We start from the raw sequence: 17,474 nt of genomic DNA on the forward strand, positions 1-17,474 counted from the left end.
TATATAAATTCATATATTTACATTCTGTAAAATTACCGAAAAAGAACATCATAAAGAACTAACATATATAAGAAATTCTAACTAAAATGAACAACAGAATCACAGAACTTTTCGGCATAAAATATCCTATCATTTCAGGAGGTATGGTTTGGTGCAGTGGATGGGAACTTGCATCGGCAGTAAGCAATGCAGGAGGACTTGGACTTATAGGTGCAGGCTCAATGTATCCTAAAGTTTTGAGAGAGCATATCCAGAAATGCAAGGCTGCAACCGATAAGCCTTTCGGAGTAAACATTCCATTGATTTCAAAATATTCGGAAGAGCTGATAAAGGTTGTGATAGAAGAAAAAGTCCCGATAGTTTTCACTTCTGCCGGAAACCCGAAAACTTGGACTGGCATACTGCACGAAAACAAAATTAAAGTCGCTCACGTAGTGGCAAGCACCCGGTTTGCACTTAAATGTCAGGAAGCTGGAGTAGATGCCGTAGTGGCAGAAGGTTTCGAGGCAGGAGGACATAACGGAAAGGAAGAAACCACAACAATGGTTCTGATACCTCAAATCAGAAAACACTTGGACATTCCTTTGATAGCGGCTGGAGGTATCGCAACTGGAGAAGCCATGCTCGCCGCATTCGCTTTAGGTGCAGAAGGCGTACAAGTAGGAACACGGTTTGCCATAACAAAAGAAAGTTCGGCTAATGAGAGTTTCAAAAAATTGTGCACAGAACTGAATGAGGGAGATACTATGCTGGCCTTGAAAAAACTTGTACCTACACGATTGATAAAAAACGATTTCTACCGTAAAATAGAAGCTGCAGAGAACCGTGGAGCCTCGGCCGAAGAACTGTCAGAAATTTTAGGCAAAGGAAGAGCCATGAAAGGTATATTCGAGGGTGATTTATCAGCAGGTGAACTTGAAATTGGCCAGGTGTCGTGTCTGATAAACGACATTCCTTCTGCTGAAGAAGTTATACAGAGTATGATAAATGAATACAATGAAGGCATAAAGTATCTTTCATTAATATAAAGAAATGACTTTCTGTTTGCAAGTAAGTAGAGTATAAAAAAGCAGAACTACTCACCTGCAGACAGAAAGCCACATAACAAAAAACTTTATCTAACTACTATTTCATCGGTAAACAGTACCCCACCAAACTTATCGCTAGCCAATGCCTGATAACGTACATATCTGCCATTAGCTGTTCCTGTCCAGCCGAAGTTCTTGAAAGAAACCTCATCGTCTCTCACAACTTCATGATCAATTTCAGACAATACGGTAAAGTTCTCACCGTCTGAGGACACAGAAATTATAACCTTGGCAGGCATAAACACTTCCGGACCGCAAATCTGCATAAAGTCTGCCGCTACCGAATGTATCTCTGTCTCTTTTTCCAAATCAATCACAACATCTACCCTATTCTTTGTTACAAATCCTTGCCATAACCGGTCATTATAATTCCAGCCTCCACGAAGACCGTCAGTAAGAGTCGCCTCCCCATTCGCAGGATAGTTATTCCAATATGGAGCATTATATTTTACTTTCTTACCTAAAGCAAGATGTTCTACAGGAGCCTGAGCCTCTTTACGGTTACCTATCTCATTTTTCAGGTCGAATGGATTATAACCTTTCTGTTTGAGTTCATCAACTATCTTCAAGGCACGTGTATGGAAATCATCCCAAGAACGATTTTCCCGTTTGGACCATGCAACTTCCGCCAAAGCTATCATTCGCGGATAAAGCATATATTCCACATGTTCTTCAGTAGGCACATACTCTGTCCATAGATTGGCCTGAACACCATATATAAGTTCTTTTTCAGAAGCTGAAAGAGAATCAGGCACAGGGTTATAGCTATAAACCTTACTCAACGGAAGATATCCACCAATAGCTTCAGGCTGTGAATACGGTGCATCCTGATAACCGTCAAGATAGCAATATTGCCCGGGGGACATAATTGTTTTCTGACCAGCCTTAACAGCTTTTAGTCCACCCTCTGTTCCTCTCCATGACATTACCGTTGCATTCGGAGCAAGTCCTCCTTCAAGAATTTCATCCCATCCCAAAAGGTTACGTCCATGACTGTTCAAAAATTTCTCCATACGATGTATCATATAACTCTGAAGTTCATTCACATCCTTCAGCCCTTCCTTTTTCATACGGGCCTGACATAGCTTACATGTTTTCCAGGACGCTTTTCCTGCCTCATCACCACCAATATGGATATACTCGGAAGGGAATATTTCCATCACTTCGAGAAGTACATTTTCCAGAAACTCGAAAACTTTCTCATTACCTACACAGAAATCAGCCTGCTTGTATGGAACATGTGTGCACGACAGTTCAGGATATGCAGTAAGAACTTCTTCCGAATGTGCTGGCATCTCTATCTCCGGAATAATAATAATATACTTCTGAGCCGCATATTCCACAAGTTCACGCATTTCATCCTGAGTATAAAATCCTCCATGTGCTCTAGGGTCTGATTGTTCACAATATTTTCTGTCACCGTTCCACCACTCTTTCCATACAGCCTGTGGACGCCATGCAGCAAACTCTGTAAGACGTGGGTATTTCTTTATTTCAAGTCTCCAGCCTGCAGCATCCGTGAGATGCAGATGAAGACGGTTTATTTTGTAGTATGCAAGAAGATCAATCTGCTTCTTTACAAACTCTTTACCATAGAAGTGACGTGAGACATCAAGCATCATGCCTCTATACTGAAAACGTGGCTCATCCTTTATTTCTATAAAAGGGATATCCGAAGACTCAGCTGCCATTTGCAATAGTGTCTGAACACCATAGAACAATCCGGCTCCGGACAAAGCTTCAATTTTCACTCCTTTTCTATCGACTGAAAGTCTATAACCTTCGGAAGAAGTCATGCCATCCAGCGATGGAACTACTTTCAATACAATACGATTATCACCATCTTCTATATCAGATGATTTTATATTCAAAGGTGAAGCAAGAAGATAAGAAGTAAGATTACTCTTGTCAATCTCCGGAGCATCAACTGTAAATATAGTAGAAGAATTAAGCTTGAATACTCCATTATGCCATTTTACTTCAGAAGGAACCGGAGTTACCGACAACTTCCCTTCAACGACTTTCTCCGCACATGACATCTGATTCATCAACATAAGCACTGCCAAAGCTGAGAAACAAATAAATGAGATTTTTTTCTTTAGATTCATATAAGTTAGTTTAGGTATTTTTCTAATCAAAAAAATGAGGTAAAGAATGCTACATAACAACCTACCACTCTTTACCCCATAATAAAATGAATAATGTTATTCTATTGTAAGTTCATCTACAAACAAAAAACCAGGATTTCCCTTTCCACCATGCCATGAAGGTATGCTGTGTTCTGCCAATGCCTTAACCTTGACGTAACGGGTCTTGACAGGAGAGAATTTGAGATGATGAACATAAATCTTATTCGCATCAGTTTCCTTCATTGCAGGATAAGATTCTGAATACACCTCCTTGAAAGTCTTGTTGTCATCCGAAACAGAGACAGTAATACCTCTTGTATCAAAAATCCAGTCACCTTTTTCAACGAGTGTACGTATCCTTAATGAGGATATTTCCGTAACATCCTTCAAATCAATTACAGCTTCCAAATCGTTCTTATAAAATCCCAGCCAACGGCCTGTCTTATAATTCATATTGCCGGTCATACCATCAACCAATAAAGTTTCACCTGTGAACTTATACTGCTTGTTAATAGGCTGAAGCATTGTTATAGGCTTCATTGATGATTTGCTGAAAGTAATAGTATCTGTAGTGACATGAGATTTTCCGTTAGGACGTATAGCAACTGTTCTCAATACACAAGGCTTGTTTATTTTCACCACATCCGTGTAAAGCTGAGACTGCTCTGTAGGCTCAGTTCCATCCAAAGTATAATAAACAGGAGCATTATCCAATGTACGTACTGATGCATCAAGCGTACCACTTTCCATATCAGGAGTAAGAGTCAGCATCACATCGAATATATGCTTTGCATAATTCCATCCATTAAGTTCATAAATATCAACAAGTCTCACAAGTCTCTTAAGGAACTCATCATAATTCTTCTTTTCAGGAGCACACCATTGAGACTCGCAAAGTGCAGCCATACGAGGAAGTACCATATATTCGGCCTGACTGAAAACAGGAATATATTCTGTCCAAAGATTAGCCTGTACTCCAATGATATATTTCTGTTCCTCAGGAGTAAGTGAAGAAGGCATAGGTTCATAGCTGTAAACACGCTCCATCGGAAGGTATCCACCTATAGCCAAAGGCTCAGTGTCTGTATCTTTAGACTGATAATAGTCAAAATACAAATATGTATTAGGAGTCATGATAACATTATGTTTCTGTTTGGCAGCTTCAATACCACCACCTTCGCCGCGCCATGACATTACTGTAGCGTTAGGAGCTAGACCACCTTCAAGAGTTTCGTCCCAACCAATCATCTGACGGCCTTTTGAATTCAAGAATTCTTCAGCTTCATGTATGACATAACTCTGCAAGCGCTCTTCTTTTGTATGCTTTTTATCTGTCTTCAGTCCTAAAGCCTTAATTCTTGCCTGACATTTAGGACATTTCGCCCACTGTATCTTAGGACATTCATCACCACCTACATGTATATATTCAGAAGGGAATATCTCAATGATTTCAGCCAATACATCCTTTATAAACTCTATAGTCTTGTCATTTCCGGCACAAAGAACATTGTCCGAAACTCCCCATTGTGTCCACACTTCGTACGGTCCTCCAGTACATCCCAGTTCAGGATATGCAGCCAACGCTCCAAGCATATGACCTGGAAGATCTATTTCAGGAATTACAGTGATATATCTCTTTGCTGCATAGTCCACAATCTCCTTTGCCTGTTCCTGAGTATAGAAACCTCCGTATGGTTTTCCATCATATTTACCTGAATTACGTCCAATAACAGTTTCTTTACGGTAGGCACCAACCTCAGTAAGTTTTGGATATTTCTTTATTTCTATACGCCATCCCTGATCTTCGGACAAATGCCAGTGGAAACGGTTGATATTATGAAGTGCCAGAATATCAATATAAGTCTTTATTTCATCCATCGTAAAGAAATGGCGACCAACATCCAGCATCATTCCACGATAACTGAATCTTGGTTTATCTACAATGTCAACGGCAGGAAGTTCTATTGCAGATGCTTTATTTACAGAAACTGATTTACGCAAAGTCTGTATTCCATAGAATACACCGGCCTCTGTCGGTGCACTTATCACGACATTATCTCCTGTAACTTTCAACTGATAAGCTTCAGGATTTGCATTATCCAAGCCAAGTTGAAGAGATATTCCTCCACTCTTTCCCTCACCTTCCTGAGTTTTAAGTTCTATACCTGTCTGTTCCCTGATATATGAAGCCAAGAACTCCGCATTCCGCTTCATCTTCTCATTTCCGGCGGTATAATAAATACTGACACCATTCTTAAGTAAAAAAGGAGACTGCTGAACAGCAGAAATTTCCAGAGGCATTGGTACTACTTGATAGTCAGCTTTTGCTGTTTCTCCGGACGTGCAAGATGAGAATATCACACCAGCAAACGTCAATCCCAGTAAACTGGTTTTAATGATTGATTTCATGTTGATTATATTTAAGTTGGTAAAAAATGTCTTTCAGAATATAGATAAATTGCGTAATCGAAATAAAAGTAGTAAAAACTTCCTGAAAGTCCATATTTTAGAACGTATTTTATAAAATACGATTTTAATCAAAAATTATTTTAAGAAATTTTCAATATATGAACTCTCCAAAACTTAACATTACAATGCCCTGCCGTTTATTAAATTAAACAGCATACTCATTATCATCTAATGATTACATTTTGCTCAAATCATTATATTCTGAAACACATTACCACTATGCCTCTCTCTCTTTACTCCTGAATTGAGTAGGCGTCATACCAATATACTGTTTGAATATTGTACTGAAATACTTAGAAGAAGTAAATCCGGACATCTCAGATATTTCGGTAAAACTAAGGTCTGTTGATTTTATAAGATTCATTGCATATTCCAGCCTAATTCTATTTATATACTCACTACCACTTACATCTGTCACTGATTTCAATTTATTATAGAAAGAGGTTCTGCTCATTCCTATAGATGCGCTTATTAGGTTTATATCAAGATCCGGATTACTGATATTCTCTTTTATAACCTCATTAAGTTTCTTTATAAATATTTCATCGGCATTGCCCAAGTTCTTGTTTTCCATTTCAGGAACTGCAGAAAAATTCATATAAAACTGTTTTGTCTGTTTTCTGTTTCTAAGCAACCCCTTAATCACTTCTAACAGAGTCTCGATATCGAAAGGTTTGGAAATATATGTATCAGCACCAACTTCATATCCTCTTTTCTTACTATGTTCATCATCCCTTGCAGTAAGTAAAATTACCGGTATATGGCACATATCTTTGTTTTTCTTTATCCTACTACATAATTCATATCCATCCATTTCAGGCATCATGACATCGCTGACTATTATACTAGGCATATTTCGTGATATAACATTTAAAGCCTCAACACCATTAGAAGCTGTAAGTATGGTTTTAAACTTACCATTCAACATCAAGGCAGAGAAAAAACTTTTGGAGGAACATAGTAAAAAGTTAGCCAAACACCTTCAAAAGAATGAAGGTATTTGGCTATCAAGTTTTTGGACGAAAATTATGATGTCCTTTTTTATATTTTACACTATTCTACTTCTTATTTACGCTTACATAAAATAAAGTCCAAAGTATATATTGGATATTGTAAAATCCCTAAAAATAGGTATTGCCGGATAAATTTAAGCCCCGTACATTTGCAGAAACAAAATCAGAAACATTGTTCATTATAAATGCAAGTGCTGAAAGAGGACATACGGGGTCGGATATTGACGATTGCCAGGCAGCAATTCGAGAAGAAAGGCTATTCCAAAACTTCCATGCGCGAAATAGCGGAGTTAGCTGGGGTTGGTGTCGGGAATATCTATAACTACTTCACAAGCAAAGATGAATTATTCCGTGAAGTGGTCCGTCCTGTTTTGTGCGCTTTGGAAGCCATGCTGCAAGAACACCACGGCATACGGGGCGAAGATATTATGATGATGCGGTCGGAAAAATACCTGAAATCCTGCATTGATGAATATGTTTCGCTTATAGACAAACACCGTTCGCTAATGGAAATACTGTTGTTCCGTGCGCAAGGTTCTTCATTGGAACGCTTCCGTGAGAATTATACCGACCGTTCCACGGAATTGGTTAAGGCGTGGTTCGCGTCCATGCAGCGGAAACATCCCGAAATCAATACGGCTGTGTCCGATTTTATCATTCATTTGCATACGGTATGGATGTTCACGATGTTCGAGGAGCTATTGATGCATTCCGTACCCCGGCAAGAGATGGAGGCTATTTTGCACGATTATATTCTGTTTGAAATCCAAGGTTGGAGGGCTATTATCAAGATATGAGATACAGACAACGTACATACGAACATTCAACCGCATCAGAACGGTTGGTAAGGAGGAAATCTTCACGGAGGTTTCCTCCTTTTTTTATGAACAATTCTGAATATCGTTCACTATTAAACACTCCAAAAATATGAGACAGAAATACGAGTTTAAGAGTATTGTAGCGGAAACATTGCTTATTCCGCTATACATGAGAGCCAAAGAAAGTCGCCGGAATAATCCCATTCTATATGACAAGGCTGCGGAATGGCTGGCGGACAGTTTGGAATACGATTATTCCCAGTTCGACGGGGCAAAGTTGAGCGAAGTGGGATGCGTGGTGCGTGGATGGTATTTTGACTGCGCTGTGCGCCGATTTATTAAAGCACATTCGCATCCGGTCGTGGTCAATGTGGGATGTGGACTGGATACCCGTTTCCAGCGTATCGGAAGTCAGAAAGCAGTCTTTTATGATTTGGATTTGCCTGAGGTCATTGCTCTACGCCGGGAATTGATACCCGAACAGCCGGACAATGTCTATATTGAAGCGTCTTTGTTGGAGACCGACTGGATGGATGACCTGCGCCGGAAGCACCCCGAAGCAGAATTTATCTTCATCGTGGAGGGGGTACTGATGTACTTCTACGAGAAGCAAGTAAAATCCTTCCTGCATCACGTGGCAAACCGTTTCGGGGGAGGTGAATTGTGGTTTGACGTGTGCGGCACGATAATGAGCCGACATGGTGTGAAGCCCGATTCGCTCCGCAAACACGAGGCTCAAATCCGTTCCGGCATAAGCAACGGGTATGTGGTGGAACAATGGGAACCGTCTTTAAAGCTCATTGAACAGGCTAACTATATGAAGTTCTTCCGTTCACGCTGGGGATTCTTCTTCGGGCAGATATTGGGGCGCATCCCTTGGCTCTGCTACAAATTCAGTTCATTGCTCGGATATAAAATCACATCAAAATAGCGTAATAACAATGGAAAAGTCAAAAAAGAAAAAAGGTTTGTCCCGTCTGTTCGAGATAGCGGGACAAAGGAAAGGTCTGCTTATATTAGCAGGTCTGCTGTCGGCTGGCAGCGCGGTGTGTATGCTTGTGCCTTATTGGGCAGTTTATGAAATTTTGAAAGAGTTGCTGTCGAATGGCTCCAATCTTTCCGCTTTGGACGGAACGGACATGATGCGTTGGGGATGGATTGCATTTGGAGGGCTTGTTGGCGGATTGATATTGCTCTATGCCGCCCTGATGTCCTCACATGTGGCTGCATTCCGTATCTTGTATGGGTTGCGTGTCCGTCTGTCTGAACATATCGGCAAACTGCCTTTGGGATATTTGAACAATACCTCTACGGGAGCCATCAAGAAAACAATGGACCAGAATATCGAGAAAATAGAGGGCTTCATCGCCCATACCATTCCGGATTTGGTCAATGTAATGGCAACGGTAGTGGTAATGCTGGTCATCTTTTTCTCGCTGGATGTGTGGCTGACAGTCGTGTGCCTGGCCGTTGTGGTGCTTAGCTTATTCCTGCAATTTTCCAATTTCATGGGAAAAAGGGCAAGGGAGTTCATGGCCATCTATTACGATGCGCAGGAAAAGATGAGCGCGTCCGCCGTGCAGTATGTACGGGGAATGCCCGTAGTCAAGATTTTCGGGCAGAGCGTCCGTTCGTTCCGCCAGTTCAATACCGAAATTCAGGCATACAAGACATTCGCCTTGAAATGTTGTGACACATATCAGAACGGTATGATAGCATTTACCGTCTTGCTTAATTCGATGGTTACGTTTATTCTTCCTATGGGTATTCTGCTGTTGCAAGCCAGTCCGCAATCACTCTCATTGGCTGTGGTGTGGCTGTTCTTCATTATCATGGGACCGGGTATGGCTTCCCCCGTTTATAAACTGACATTCTTGGGAGGTAATACGCGCGACATCGATGAAGGTGTAAACCGTATCGACCGCATACTTGAAAAGAAACCTGTGCCGGAGCCGGTACATCCGCAAGTGCCTGCCGCTTACGATGTGGAATTTCGCCATGTGTCATTCTTCTACGAAAACACGGAACAGGGAACACGAACGGAAGCCTTGCGTGATGTCAGCTTCAAAGCTCCACAAGGAAAGATAACCGCCCTTGTCGGTCCTTCAGGAAGCGGAAAATCAACGGTTGCCAACCTAATACCCCGGTTCTGGGATGTGGAGCAAGGGGAAATTTGTATAGGAGGTATTGACATTCGTCAGATAGATACGGCAAAACTGATGGACATGGTTTCATTTGTATTTCAAGACACTTTCCTTTTTTACGACACATTATATGAGAACATTGCCGTAGGTTCTCCAGATGCTACAAAAGAAAAGGTGATAGCCGCTGCGAAAGCTGCCCAATGCCACGATTTCATAGAGCGTTTGCCGCAAGGCTACGAAACAAGGATAGGCGATAAAGGTGTATTCCTGTCCGGCGGTGAAGCCCAACGGATATGTGTGGCTCGTGCCATATTGAAGAATGCTCCGATACTGGTGTTGGACGAAGCGACTGCTTTCGCTGACCCTGAAAACGAGCATAAAATGCAGATGGCTTTGCAGTCACTGATAAAGGATAAAACGGTCATTGTGATTGCCCATCGCCTTTCTTCCATTATTTCTGCGCATCAGATTGTCGTCATGAAAGAAGGAAGCATTGTGCAATGCGGAAGGCATGAACAATTGTCTGTGACGGAGGGTGTATATAAAAACATGTGGGATGCCTATACGAGCGCATACCATTGGACGTTGAACAAAAACTAAAAGCAATATGAGAAAGAAGAATTTCTTAAACAAGGTCTTGCAAAACACAAGTTGTCCGCAAGGATTTTGGGGACGGATGATTTTGCGAGGAATGAATTGTTTTCATGCATCTTTAGCTAATCGTGGCATGAAGCAAGTGGAATGGCAGCCGAATTGGAATGTTCTTGATATAGGCTGTGGCGGTGGTGCGAATTTGAAACGTTTATTGAATTTATGTCCAAAAGGAAATATCTATGGCATAGACCTGTCAGAAGAAAGTGTTTCATTCGCCCAAAAGTATAACGAAAAAGACTTGAATAAAAGATGTTTCATACAACAAGGGAATGTTTGTTCATTACCTTATGAGGATGGATTCTTTAATGCTATCACGGCTTTTGAAACGGTCTATTTTTGGTCGCCTGTAAACATTGCGTTGTCTGAAGTGGCGCGTGTTCTCCGAGAAGGAGGTTGTTTCCTTATTAGTCTGGAAGCGAGCGACCCCGAACTTGGAGAAATGTGGACGGAACGGATAGACGGTATGGTTGTCTATACTCCGGCAGAATTGGAAGAGCGGTTGCATGAAGCCGGATTTTCATCCATCAGAACAATCCGTAAAAAGGAAGAAATACATATTATAGCATATAAATAAAATAAGATATGAATGCAATAAAGAATATTACAATAGGTCACACGGAAAGACTTTACAAGCCGGTGGGTTACACCATGCTTGCCAACTTAGTGAATATAGTACCGTTTTGTCTTTCTATAGAAGCGATACGTATCATTTTCAGTGCATTTGACGGGAGCGGACAGCCGCTTGACACGACCCGCCTGTGGTGGATATTCGGCATTATGGCTGTTTATATGCTGGTCATGGCTTTGGCAGAACGGGCATCCTACCGAGCCAATTTTAGAGGAGCATACGAAATGAGTGCTTCCGGGCGTTTGTCGCTGGCGGAGCACTTGCGGAAACTATCGTTGGGCTTTTTGTCGAAACGTGATCCGGGTGATTTGTCGTCTATGCTTGTTACGGACTTCATGATGGCAGAAACCGGAATTTCGCACCACCTGCCCCAACTTATGGGTGCCATAGTCATGCCCGTACTGGCTTTTGCTTCGCTTGTATGGATAGATTGGAGGATGGCGGTCAGTATGTTTGCCGCCTTGCCGCTTGCCTTGCTCGTCCTGTGGGCAAGCACAAAGGCACAGCGGAAGTTAAGCGGCAGGCAAATTCAAGCAAAAATAAATGCTGGAAATCGGTTGGAAGAATACTTACAGGGTATTCGTGTAATGAAAGCGTACAATCTGATAGGTGACCGCTTTGTTAGGTTGCGCGATGCTTTTGCGGAACTTCGCCGTGCTTGCATCCGTCAGGAGGCCTTGTTAGGCCCATTCGTCTTGTTGAGCATCACTTTAGTACGTGCCGGGCTGACAATGATGGTGCTATGTGGAACTTACCTTCTGTTGGGAGGGCAACTTTCAATCCTTGTATTCGTGCTATTCCTTGTAGTCGGTTCTCGTGTGTTCGACCCGCTGACTTCCGCACTGACAAACTTTACCGAGTTCCGCTATTTTTCCATTGCCGGTGGACGCATCCTTTCCTTGATGAACGAGCCGGAGATGAAAGGAGAACGGCAATCCCCGGCAGCAGGCGACATCCGGTTTGAACACGTATCGTTTGCCTATCAAGACAAGGAAGTGTTGCATGATATAAACATTACGCTCCCGAAAAACTCCTTGACGGCTCTTGTCGGACCTTCGGGAAGCGGGAAAAGTACGGTGATGAAGCTTTGCGCCCGTTTCTACGACCCACAGAAAGGATGTATCTTTTTCAATGGTGTTCCGATGAATGAGATAAATCCAGAAAGTCTGATGAGCCACATCTCTATGGTATTTCAGGATGTCTATCTGTTTCAGGACACCATACGCAATAATATCCGCTTTGGTAAAACTGACGCGACGGAAGAAGAAATTATAGCCGCAGCTAAAAAAGCCTGTTGCCATGATTTCATCATGCGGTTGCCCAAAGGATATGACACCTTGGTAGGCGAAGGAGGGTGTACCCTTTCGGGCGGAGAAAAGCAACGCATATCCATAGCCCGTGCCATGCTGAAAGACGCACAAATCATCCTGCTTGATGAAGCGACCGCCTCACTTGACCCCGAAAATGAAGTGGAAGTACAGAAAGCAATCGATTCTTTAATCAAGGGACGTACCGTTATCGCCATTGCCCACAGGCTTAAAACTATCAAGGATGCCGACCAGATTATTGTCTTGGACAACGGACGGATAAAGGAAGAAGGCACACATGATGACCTTGTCCGAAATGAAGGGCTGTACGCTCATTTATGGAATATTCAAGAAAGCATTTCCGGCTGGAAACTGTAATTGTAAAATGGACTGAAAATGGAATTAATGTTTTAATACTTCCTTTTCAGTCCATCTTATATGTTGGATAAACATAATAACTCTTATCTGCTTGCAGAAGGTCTGATAGATGGTAAGGTTGTAGCCACTCATAAAGTGATGCCTACACGTCGTCCTTCTAAACTCATCTTATGGGCAGACAATGAAAATATGAATTTAGAAGCAAACGGTTCTGATTTGGTTACAGTTGTTGCAGCTGTAGCTGATGACAAAGGCAACATCAAGCGCCTGAACAATTACCACATTAAGTTCGATATTGAAGGCAACGGTGAACTTGTTGCAGACAATGCCACTTTCACTAACCCGCGTCAGGTACAATGGGGAACTGCTCCTGTATTGGTTCGTGCCAATACTAATGCCGGTAAGATAAAGATAAAGGCTTCTGTAGTGTTCGAAGGTATTCACACTCCATTATCTGCCGAACTTATAATCAAAACAATTGATTCAAAACATAGGATTATTGCAGACAAGAATGAACTTTCTTTATTACAGGAAGGTAATAAAATGATAAATAAATCTATTTCCGAAGGAAAGAGCAATTGCGAAGAAGAGATAAAAAAACTTCAGCAAGAACTTAGCCGATTAAGACTTAAAGAGGTTGAGAAACAACAAAGTGATTTTGAATAAAAATTGGATTTCTATTCGATTTTATATCCCCTAAAAAACGTGCGCATGTTTTACCTTAAACGTGCGCACGTTTTAAATCGAATGAACGTACGTTTTAAGTTAAATGTGCGCACGTTTAAAAATAGATTTGGAATACTAGAAAAAAAACAGTTTTTTTACTGTATAAATTGCACAAAAAACAGTTTTTTATTTAGATTTGTAATCTAAGTAAACTAATAATCTTAAAAAAGAGAAACTATGGACTTAAACAGACTTAAACTCACATTGTCCTGCTTAATAATTTCAGGATATGTTATCACAGGATGTACAAAAGAAGAAGGAAACAGTGACAATTCGGGTGATAAATCAAAAATCACAGAAGAAACCAGGTATGCAAACAGATTCGCAAGAGAAGCATTGGAAATATATTATTACTGGAACGAGGAGATTTCAAAAGATCTTAACCAGCTTGATCCGGAAAAGAATAGTGACCCAATAGCAACTGTAGAAAAAATACGATATCACGACGGAACTAATGAGATTGACAAATGGACTATGCTGACTGACAACATGGACGAGTTTACAAGCAGTGTAGAAGGGGTTACTACTACATACGGATATACTCCCAAAGTTTATTTGTTGAGTGAAAATTCCAACAAAGTTATAGCTGCTGTAGCATTTGTATCGGAAAACAGTCCTGCTGAAAAAGCAGGAATTAAAAGAGGAGATTTGATATATAAAATAGATGGTAAAACACTTACTACAGAAAATTACCTTGATCTGTTTTACTCTTCTCAAATAAAACTTTCAATGGCAAAACTGGTTGGCAATACTATAACACCAACTACCGAATTGTCATTGGAAGCGGTAAAGACGTACGAAAACCCCATTTTGTGCGACTCAGTATATAATTTAGATGGTAAGAAAGTGGGATATCTGGCATACAGCAGCTTTGACTTGAAATCCATCCCTAAACTTATAAACATATGCAAGGAATTCAAGAACGAGGGTATAAAAGAACTAATTCTGGACCTCAGATATAATGGAGGAGGATATGTAATTACCGAAAATGTTTTGGCATCAATGTTCGCCCCACAGGTTAATGTAACAAATAAAGATGTTTTCGAAAAAGAAGATTATAATGAATTCTTTACAAAGTACTATGAACAGGAAGGTATTTCTACCATCACAAGATTCCAAACAGAATATAATTATGAAGATATGGACTTGAATGTAAGCACAAAAGATGCAAACATCGGTCTGGAAAAAATCTATGGTATCATAACAGGCAACAGTGCGTCAGCTTCGGAAGCTCTTCTGTCAGGATTAATGCCATATATGGATATTGAACTTATAGGTGAACAATCGCACGGTAAATATTGCACTGGATGGATGCTTGCCGCAGAAGACGCATACGATAAAGTTCCACAGGTTATAAAAGACTGGGGTATTTATGTTATGGTTAGCATATATAAAAATGTAAAAGACGAAACACCTTGTATGCCAAACGGACTTACACCTAATGTAAAAGCAGAAGACAACCCTTTGGAAACATATCAACTTGGTGACGAAAACGAAGCTATGCTAAGAGTAGCACTTGAAAAAGCCGGAAAAGTATATCCGGCATCAAGAACGCAAGAAACACATACTGCTGATCTGAAGGCAATAGAAACTCCTAAAAAGGCAAACTTCGGAAGAAGAATCATCATTCCTTCACAATCACGTATGCCTGATATCGAGTAGAAGACAGAACAGGAGTAAGAGTGAGATATCCGCTTTTGATACGACCATCGGAATCGAGAACCAAAGGTTGCTCGGACAACATTTTCCGATGAGACTGCAGAGCTTCACCATCTGAATTATAATGTTCTGTAACAAAATAGCCATGTGAGGATGAAGATAGGTATCTGTCATAAATGATGCGTGACACGACACCCATATTCATCCTCATATTTATTTCTATACATGGATGCAACAACATCTCTTCATCTTGAAAACACAACATCATATCCACTCCAAAATAACCGGTATAAGCCCCTGCTATCATATTATTGAAGATATCAATCAGTCGCCTGCGCACTTCACGCAGTGTGTCAAACGGAATATTGTAAGAAAACAAACGTGTTTCTATCTCATCATCAGACAATAATAAATTCTGCTTATAATTGCCAAACACATCAGTCTCAAACAATGAATAGCCGGCAAAAGACACACTACCCTCGGGAGAAGAATAGAATTCCATTGCAAAATCGCACACCTTATTATATATAGGTTCTGCCATCACACATCCTTGGGTGCGAAGAATACGTGAAATCCACCCTTCAATATTTTTACTCCATACATCTGGAGATACACGACAAAGACCTCTACCACTACCCGACCATGGAGATTTAAGTATAAGTTTGCCGTATATCTGAAGATAGTTTTTCACATCTTCCATGCTGTAACAGCAAAAGGCCTTTCCACATGTAGATTCAACAACGGAAAGTTCTGACAATACATCTACACACCTCTGCCTGCCTGACAGGAAACGTATTTTATCCAGCGTCTCATGAGTTGGCAAAAAACAGCTGTCAACCCCGTCTTTAACAAGCGTATGCACTAAAGAAGGACTCCATCCCCAAGGCACAATATCGCATGCAAAACCATTTTCAACAAATCTTGACTTCTCAAATCTTCCGAACTCAGATACTTGGGAAATAAATGTTTCAGCCGTATCGGTATCGTAAATTCTAATATATGCATCATCAGGAGCATACCAAACGGGAAGGAAACACAAATCGCAACTCATGCGAAGTATTTCCGATGATACTTTAAAATATGGAGTGAAATTAGCCAAGGCCATGTCGTGCCAAGGATTGAATATGTACAACTGCTTTTCCATCGTATCTTCACAGAAATTTATCTACAAAGATATACTAAAAAATAATTTTTGCTATGTCTAGTTTGCAATATTATGAACTATTCGTATATTTGCACCAAAGTAAAGAATATATTCATGGAGGCTTTTTATAGAACACATTCTTATTTGGTTGAGCATACCAATGCTCCCGTACGCAGAGATCTTATGGACGAAATAGACTGGTGCGCACGCTTGATTGGTATCAAAGGTACTAGAGGAGTAGGAAAAACTACTTTCCTTCTGCAATATGCAAAAGAAAAGTTTGGTTTGGACCGTTCTTGCCTTTATGTAAACATGAATAACTTTTACTTCTCGCAGACCAGTCTGGTTGACTTTGCAGCCGATTTCATAAAGCGTGGTGGAAAAGTACTTCTCATAGACCAGGTATTCAAATTGCCCGATTGGAGTGTCGCCTTGCGTACATGTTATGAAAAGTTTCCGAACTTGAAAATCGTATTTACGGGTTCGTCGGTAATGAGACTTAAGGAAGAAAATCCAGAACTTAACGGTATAGTGAAATCGTATAACCTCAGAGGATTTTCATTCCGTGAATTCCTAAATCTACAGACTGGCAACAATTTCTCCAAATATACTTTGGAGGAAATACTGAACAACCACGAGCATATAGCAAAAACCATACTTCCGCATGTCAATCCTACACAATATCTGCAGGATTATATACATCATGGATTCTATCCGTTCTTCCTTGAAAAAAGGAATTTCTCAGAAAATCTGCTGAAAACAATGAACATGATGGTGGAAGTGGATATATTATTAATAAAACAAATTGAGCTGAAATATCTCTCGAAAATAAAAAAATTACTATATTTACTGGCGGTTGACGGACCGGGAGCACCCAACGTAAGCCAACTGGCAGAAGAGATACAGACTTCACGCGCAACGGTAATGAACTATATCAAATATCTGGCTGATGCAAGACTGATAAACATGGTTTACCCTAAAGGAGAATCATTCCCGAAGAAACCTGCAAAAATCATGATGCACAACACCAGTCTGATGTATAGCATTTATCCGGTGAAAGTGGAAGAGCAAGATGTATTGGAAACATTCTTTGTTAACTCTCTGTGGAAAGATCACAAGATAAACAAGGGAGACAAGGGAACATCTTTCCTTGTTGACAACGACCTGCATTTCAGAATATGCGCCGAAGGAAGTAAGTTCAAAACTAACCCGAACGTATATTACGCAATGCACAAATTGGAACTGGGACATGGTAACCAGATTCCGTTATGGATGTTCGGATTCTTATATTAAACGAGAATACAAGTTCTTATTAAC

At 40.7% G+C, this 17,474-nt stretch carries 13 protein-coding genes; 9 read left to right on the plus strand and 4 right to left on the minus strand.

What is annotated here, in order from left to right:
* Positions 1-86 precede the first annotated feature (86 nt).
* Positions 87-1,028 carry a nitronate monooxygenase family protein gene (locus NW213_RS07640; RefSeq protein ID WP_258322383.1) on the plus strand — a complete coding sequence of 314 codons (942 nt, stop codon included), beginning with the start codon at positions 87-89 and terminating at the stop codon, positions 1,026-1,028.
* An 86-nt stretch (positions 1,029-1,114) separates the two neighbouring features.
* On the opposite strand, the gene NW213_RS07645 is transcribed toward NW213_RS07640, so the two are convergent.
* The 3 genes from NW213_RS07645 to NW213_RS07655 form a co-directional block, all read right to left on the minus strand.
* Entirely contained in the window at positions 1,115-3,196 is a 2,082-nt protein-coding gene (locus NW213_RS07645; RefSeq protein WP_375338123.1) for a family 20 glycosylhydrolase, read from the minus strand.
* Between the two features lie 96 nt (positions 3,197-3,292).
* Positions 3,293-5,626 (minus strand): glycoside hydrolase family 20 protein, encoded by a 2,334-nt coding sequence (locus NW213_RS07650; RefSeq protein ID WP_258322384.1) that lies wholly within the window; start codon positions 5,624-5,626, stop codon positions 3,293-3,295.
* Between the two features lie 277 nt (positions 5,627-5,903).
* A complete protein-coding gene (locus tag NW213_RS07655; RefSeq protein WP_258322385.1) occupies positions 5,904-6,662 on the minus strand; it encodes a response regulator in 759 nt (252 codons plus the stop codon).
* Between the two features lie 222 nt (positions 6,663-6,884).
* Between NW213_RS07655 and NW213_RS07660 the strand changes: the two genes are divergently transcribed.
* From NW213_RS07660 to NW213_RS07690, 7 genes are all read left to right on the plus strand, one after another.
* A complete protein-coding gene (locus NW213_RS07660; RefSeq protein ID WP_258322386.1) occupies positions 6,885-7,496 on the plus strand; it encodes a TetR/AcrR family transcriptional regulator in 612 nt (203 codons plus the stop codon).
* 130 nt (positions 7,497-7,626) lie between these two features.
* Entirely contained in the window at positions 7,627-8,448 is an 822-nt protein-coding gene (locus NW213_RS07665; RefSeq protein WP_122120998.1) for a class I SAM-dependent methyltransferase, read from the plus strand.
* A gap of 10 nt (positions 8,449-8,458) precedes the next feature.
* Complete coding sequence (locus tag NW213_RS07670; protein WP_258322387.1) at positions 8,459-10,261, plus strand: ABC transporter ATP-binding protein; 1,803 nt, start codon at positions 8,459-8,461, stop codon at positions 10,259-10,261.
* Positions 10,262-10,268: 7 nt separating this feature from the next.
* Complete coding sequence (locus NW213_RS07675) at positions 10,269-10,889, plus strand: class I SAM-dependent methyltransferase (RefSeq protein WP_204391181.1); 621 nt, start codon at positions 10,269-10,271, stop codon at positions 10,887-10,889.
* Between the two features lie 8 nt (positions 10,890-10,897).
* On the plus strand, positions 10,898-12,628 hold the full coding sequence (locus NW213_RS07680) for an ABC transporter ATP-binding protein (protein ID WP_204391183.1): 1,731 nt from the start codon (positions 10,898-10,900) through the stop codon (positions 12,626-12,628).
* 60 nt (positions 12,629-12,688) lie between these two features.
* The gene (locus NW213_RS07685; protein WP_258322388.1) at positions 12,689-13,294 is read left to right on the plus strand and encodes a hypothetical protein; all 606 of its coding nucleotides are present in this window, start codon (positions 12,689-12,691) and stop codon (positions 13,292-13,294) included.
* A gap of 237 nt (positions 13,295-13,531) precedes the next feature.
* Positions 13,532-15,016 carry a S41 family peptidase gene (locus tag NW213_RS07690; RefSeq protein ID WP_258322389.1) on the plus strand — a complete coding sequence of 495 codons (1,485 nt, stop codon included), beginning with the start codon at positions 13,532-13,534 and terminating at the stop codon, positions 15,014-15,016.
* Here NW213_RS07690 and NW213_RS07695 read toward each other — a convergent pair.
* Positions 14,979-16,157, minus strand: coding sequence for a hypothetical protein (locus tag NW213_RS07695; protein ID WP_258322390.1), 1,179 nt, complete (start codon positions 16,155-16,157; stop codon positions 14,979-14,981). The two genes, NW213_RS07690 and NW213_RS07695, sit on opposite strands and share 38 nt — an antisense overlap.
* Positions 16,158-16,271: 114 nt before the next feature.
* Here NW213_RS07695 and NW213_RS07700 point away from each other — a divergent pair, with 114 nt between their 5' ends.
* Positions 16,272-17,450, plus strand: coding sequence for an ATP-binding protein (locus NW213_RS07700; protein ID WP_258322391.1), 1,179 nt, complete (start codon positions 16,272-16,274; stop codon positions 17,448-17,450).
* Positions 17,451-17,474 lie beyond the last annotated feature (24 nt).

The sequence above is a fragment of the Bacteroides sp. ET336 genome, from assembly GCF_024733815.1.
GTDB classification, from domain to species: domain Bacteria; phylum Bacteroidota; class Bacteroidia; order Bacteroidales; family Bacteroidaceae; genus Phocaeicola; species Phocaeicola cellulolyticus.

Bases quoted from the DNA above. Each gene is read 5' to 3' on its own strand.
- NW213_RS07640 (WP_258322383.1), top strand. From the start codon at position 87: ATGAACAACAGAATCACAGAACTTTTCGGCATAAAATATCCTATCATT.
- NW213_RS07645 (WP_375338123.1), bottom strand. From the start codon at position 3,196: ATGAATCTAAAGAAAAAAATCTCATTTATTTGTTTCTCAGCTTTGGCA.
- NW213_RS07650 (WP_258322384.1), bottom strand. From the start codon at position 5,626: ATGAAATCAATCATTAAAACCAGTTTACTGGGATTGACGTTTGCTGGT.
- NW213_RS07660 (WP_258322386.1), top strand. From the start codon at position 6,885: ATGCAAGTGCTGAAAGAGGACATACGGGGTCGGATATTGACGATTGCC.
- NW213_RS07665 (WP_122120998.1), top strand. From the start codon at position 7,627: ATGAGACAGAAATACGAGTTTAAGAGTATTGTAGCGGAAACATTGCTT.
- NW213_RS07670 (WP_258322387.1), top strand. From the start codon at position 8,459: ATGGAAAAGTCAAAAAAGAAAAAAGGTTTGTCCCGTCTGTTCGAGATA.
- NW213_RS07675 (WP_204391181.1), top strand. From the start codon at position 10,269: ATGAGAAAGAAGAATTTCTTAAACAAGGTCTTGCAAAACACAAGTTGT.
- NW213_RS07680 (WP_204391183.1), top strand. From the start codon at position 10,898: ATGAATGCAATAAAGAATATTACAATAGGTCACACGGAAAGACTTTAC.
- NW213_RS07685 (WP_258322388.1), top strand. From the start codon at position 12,689: ATGTTGGATAAACATAATAACTCTTATCTGCTTGCAGAAGGTCTGATA.
- NW213_RS07690 (WP_258322389.1), top strand. From the start codon at position 13,532: ATGGACTTAAACAGACTTAAACTCACATTGTCCTGCTTAATAATTTCA.
- NW213_RS07695 (WP_258322390.1), bottom strand. From the start codon at position 16,157: ATGGAAAAGCAGTTGTACATATTCAATCCTTGGCACGACATGGCCTTG.
- NW213_RS07700 (WP_258322391.1), top strand. From the start codon at position 16,272: ATGGAGGCTTTTTATAGAACACATTCTTATTTGGTTGAGCATACCAAT.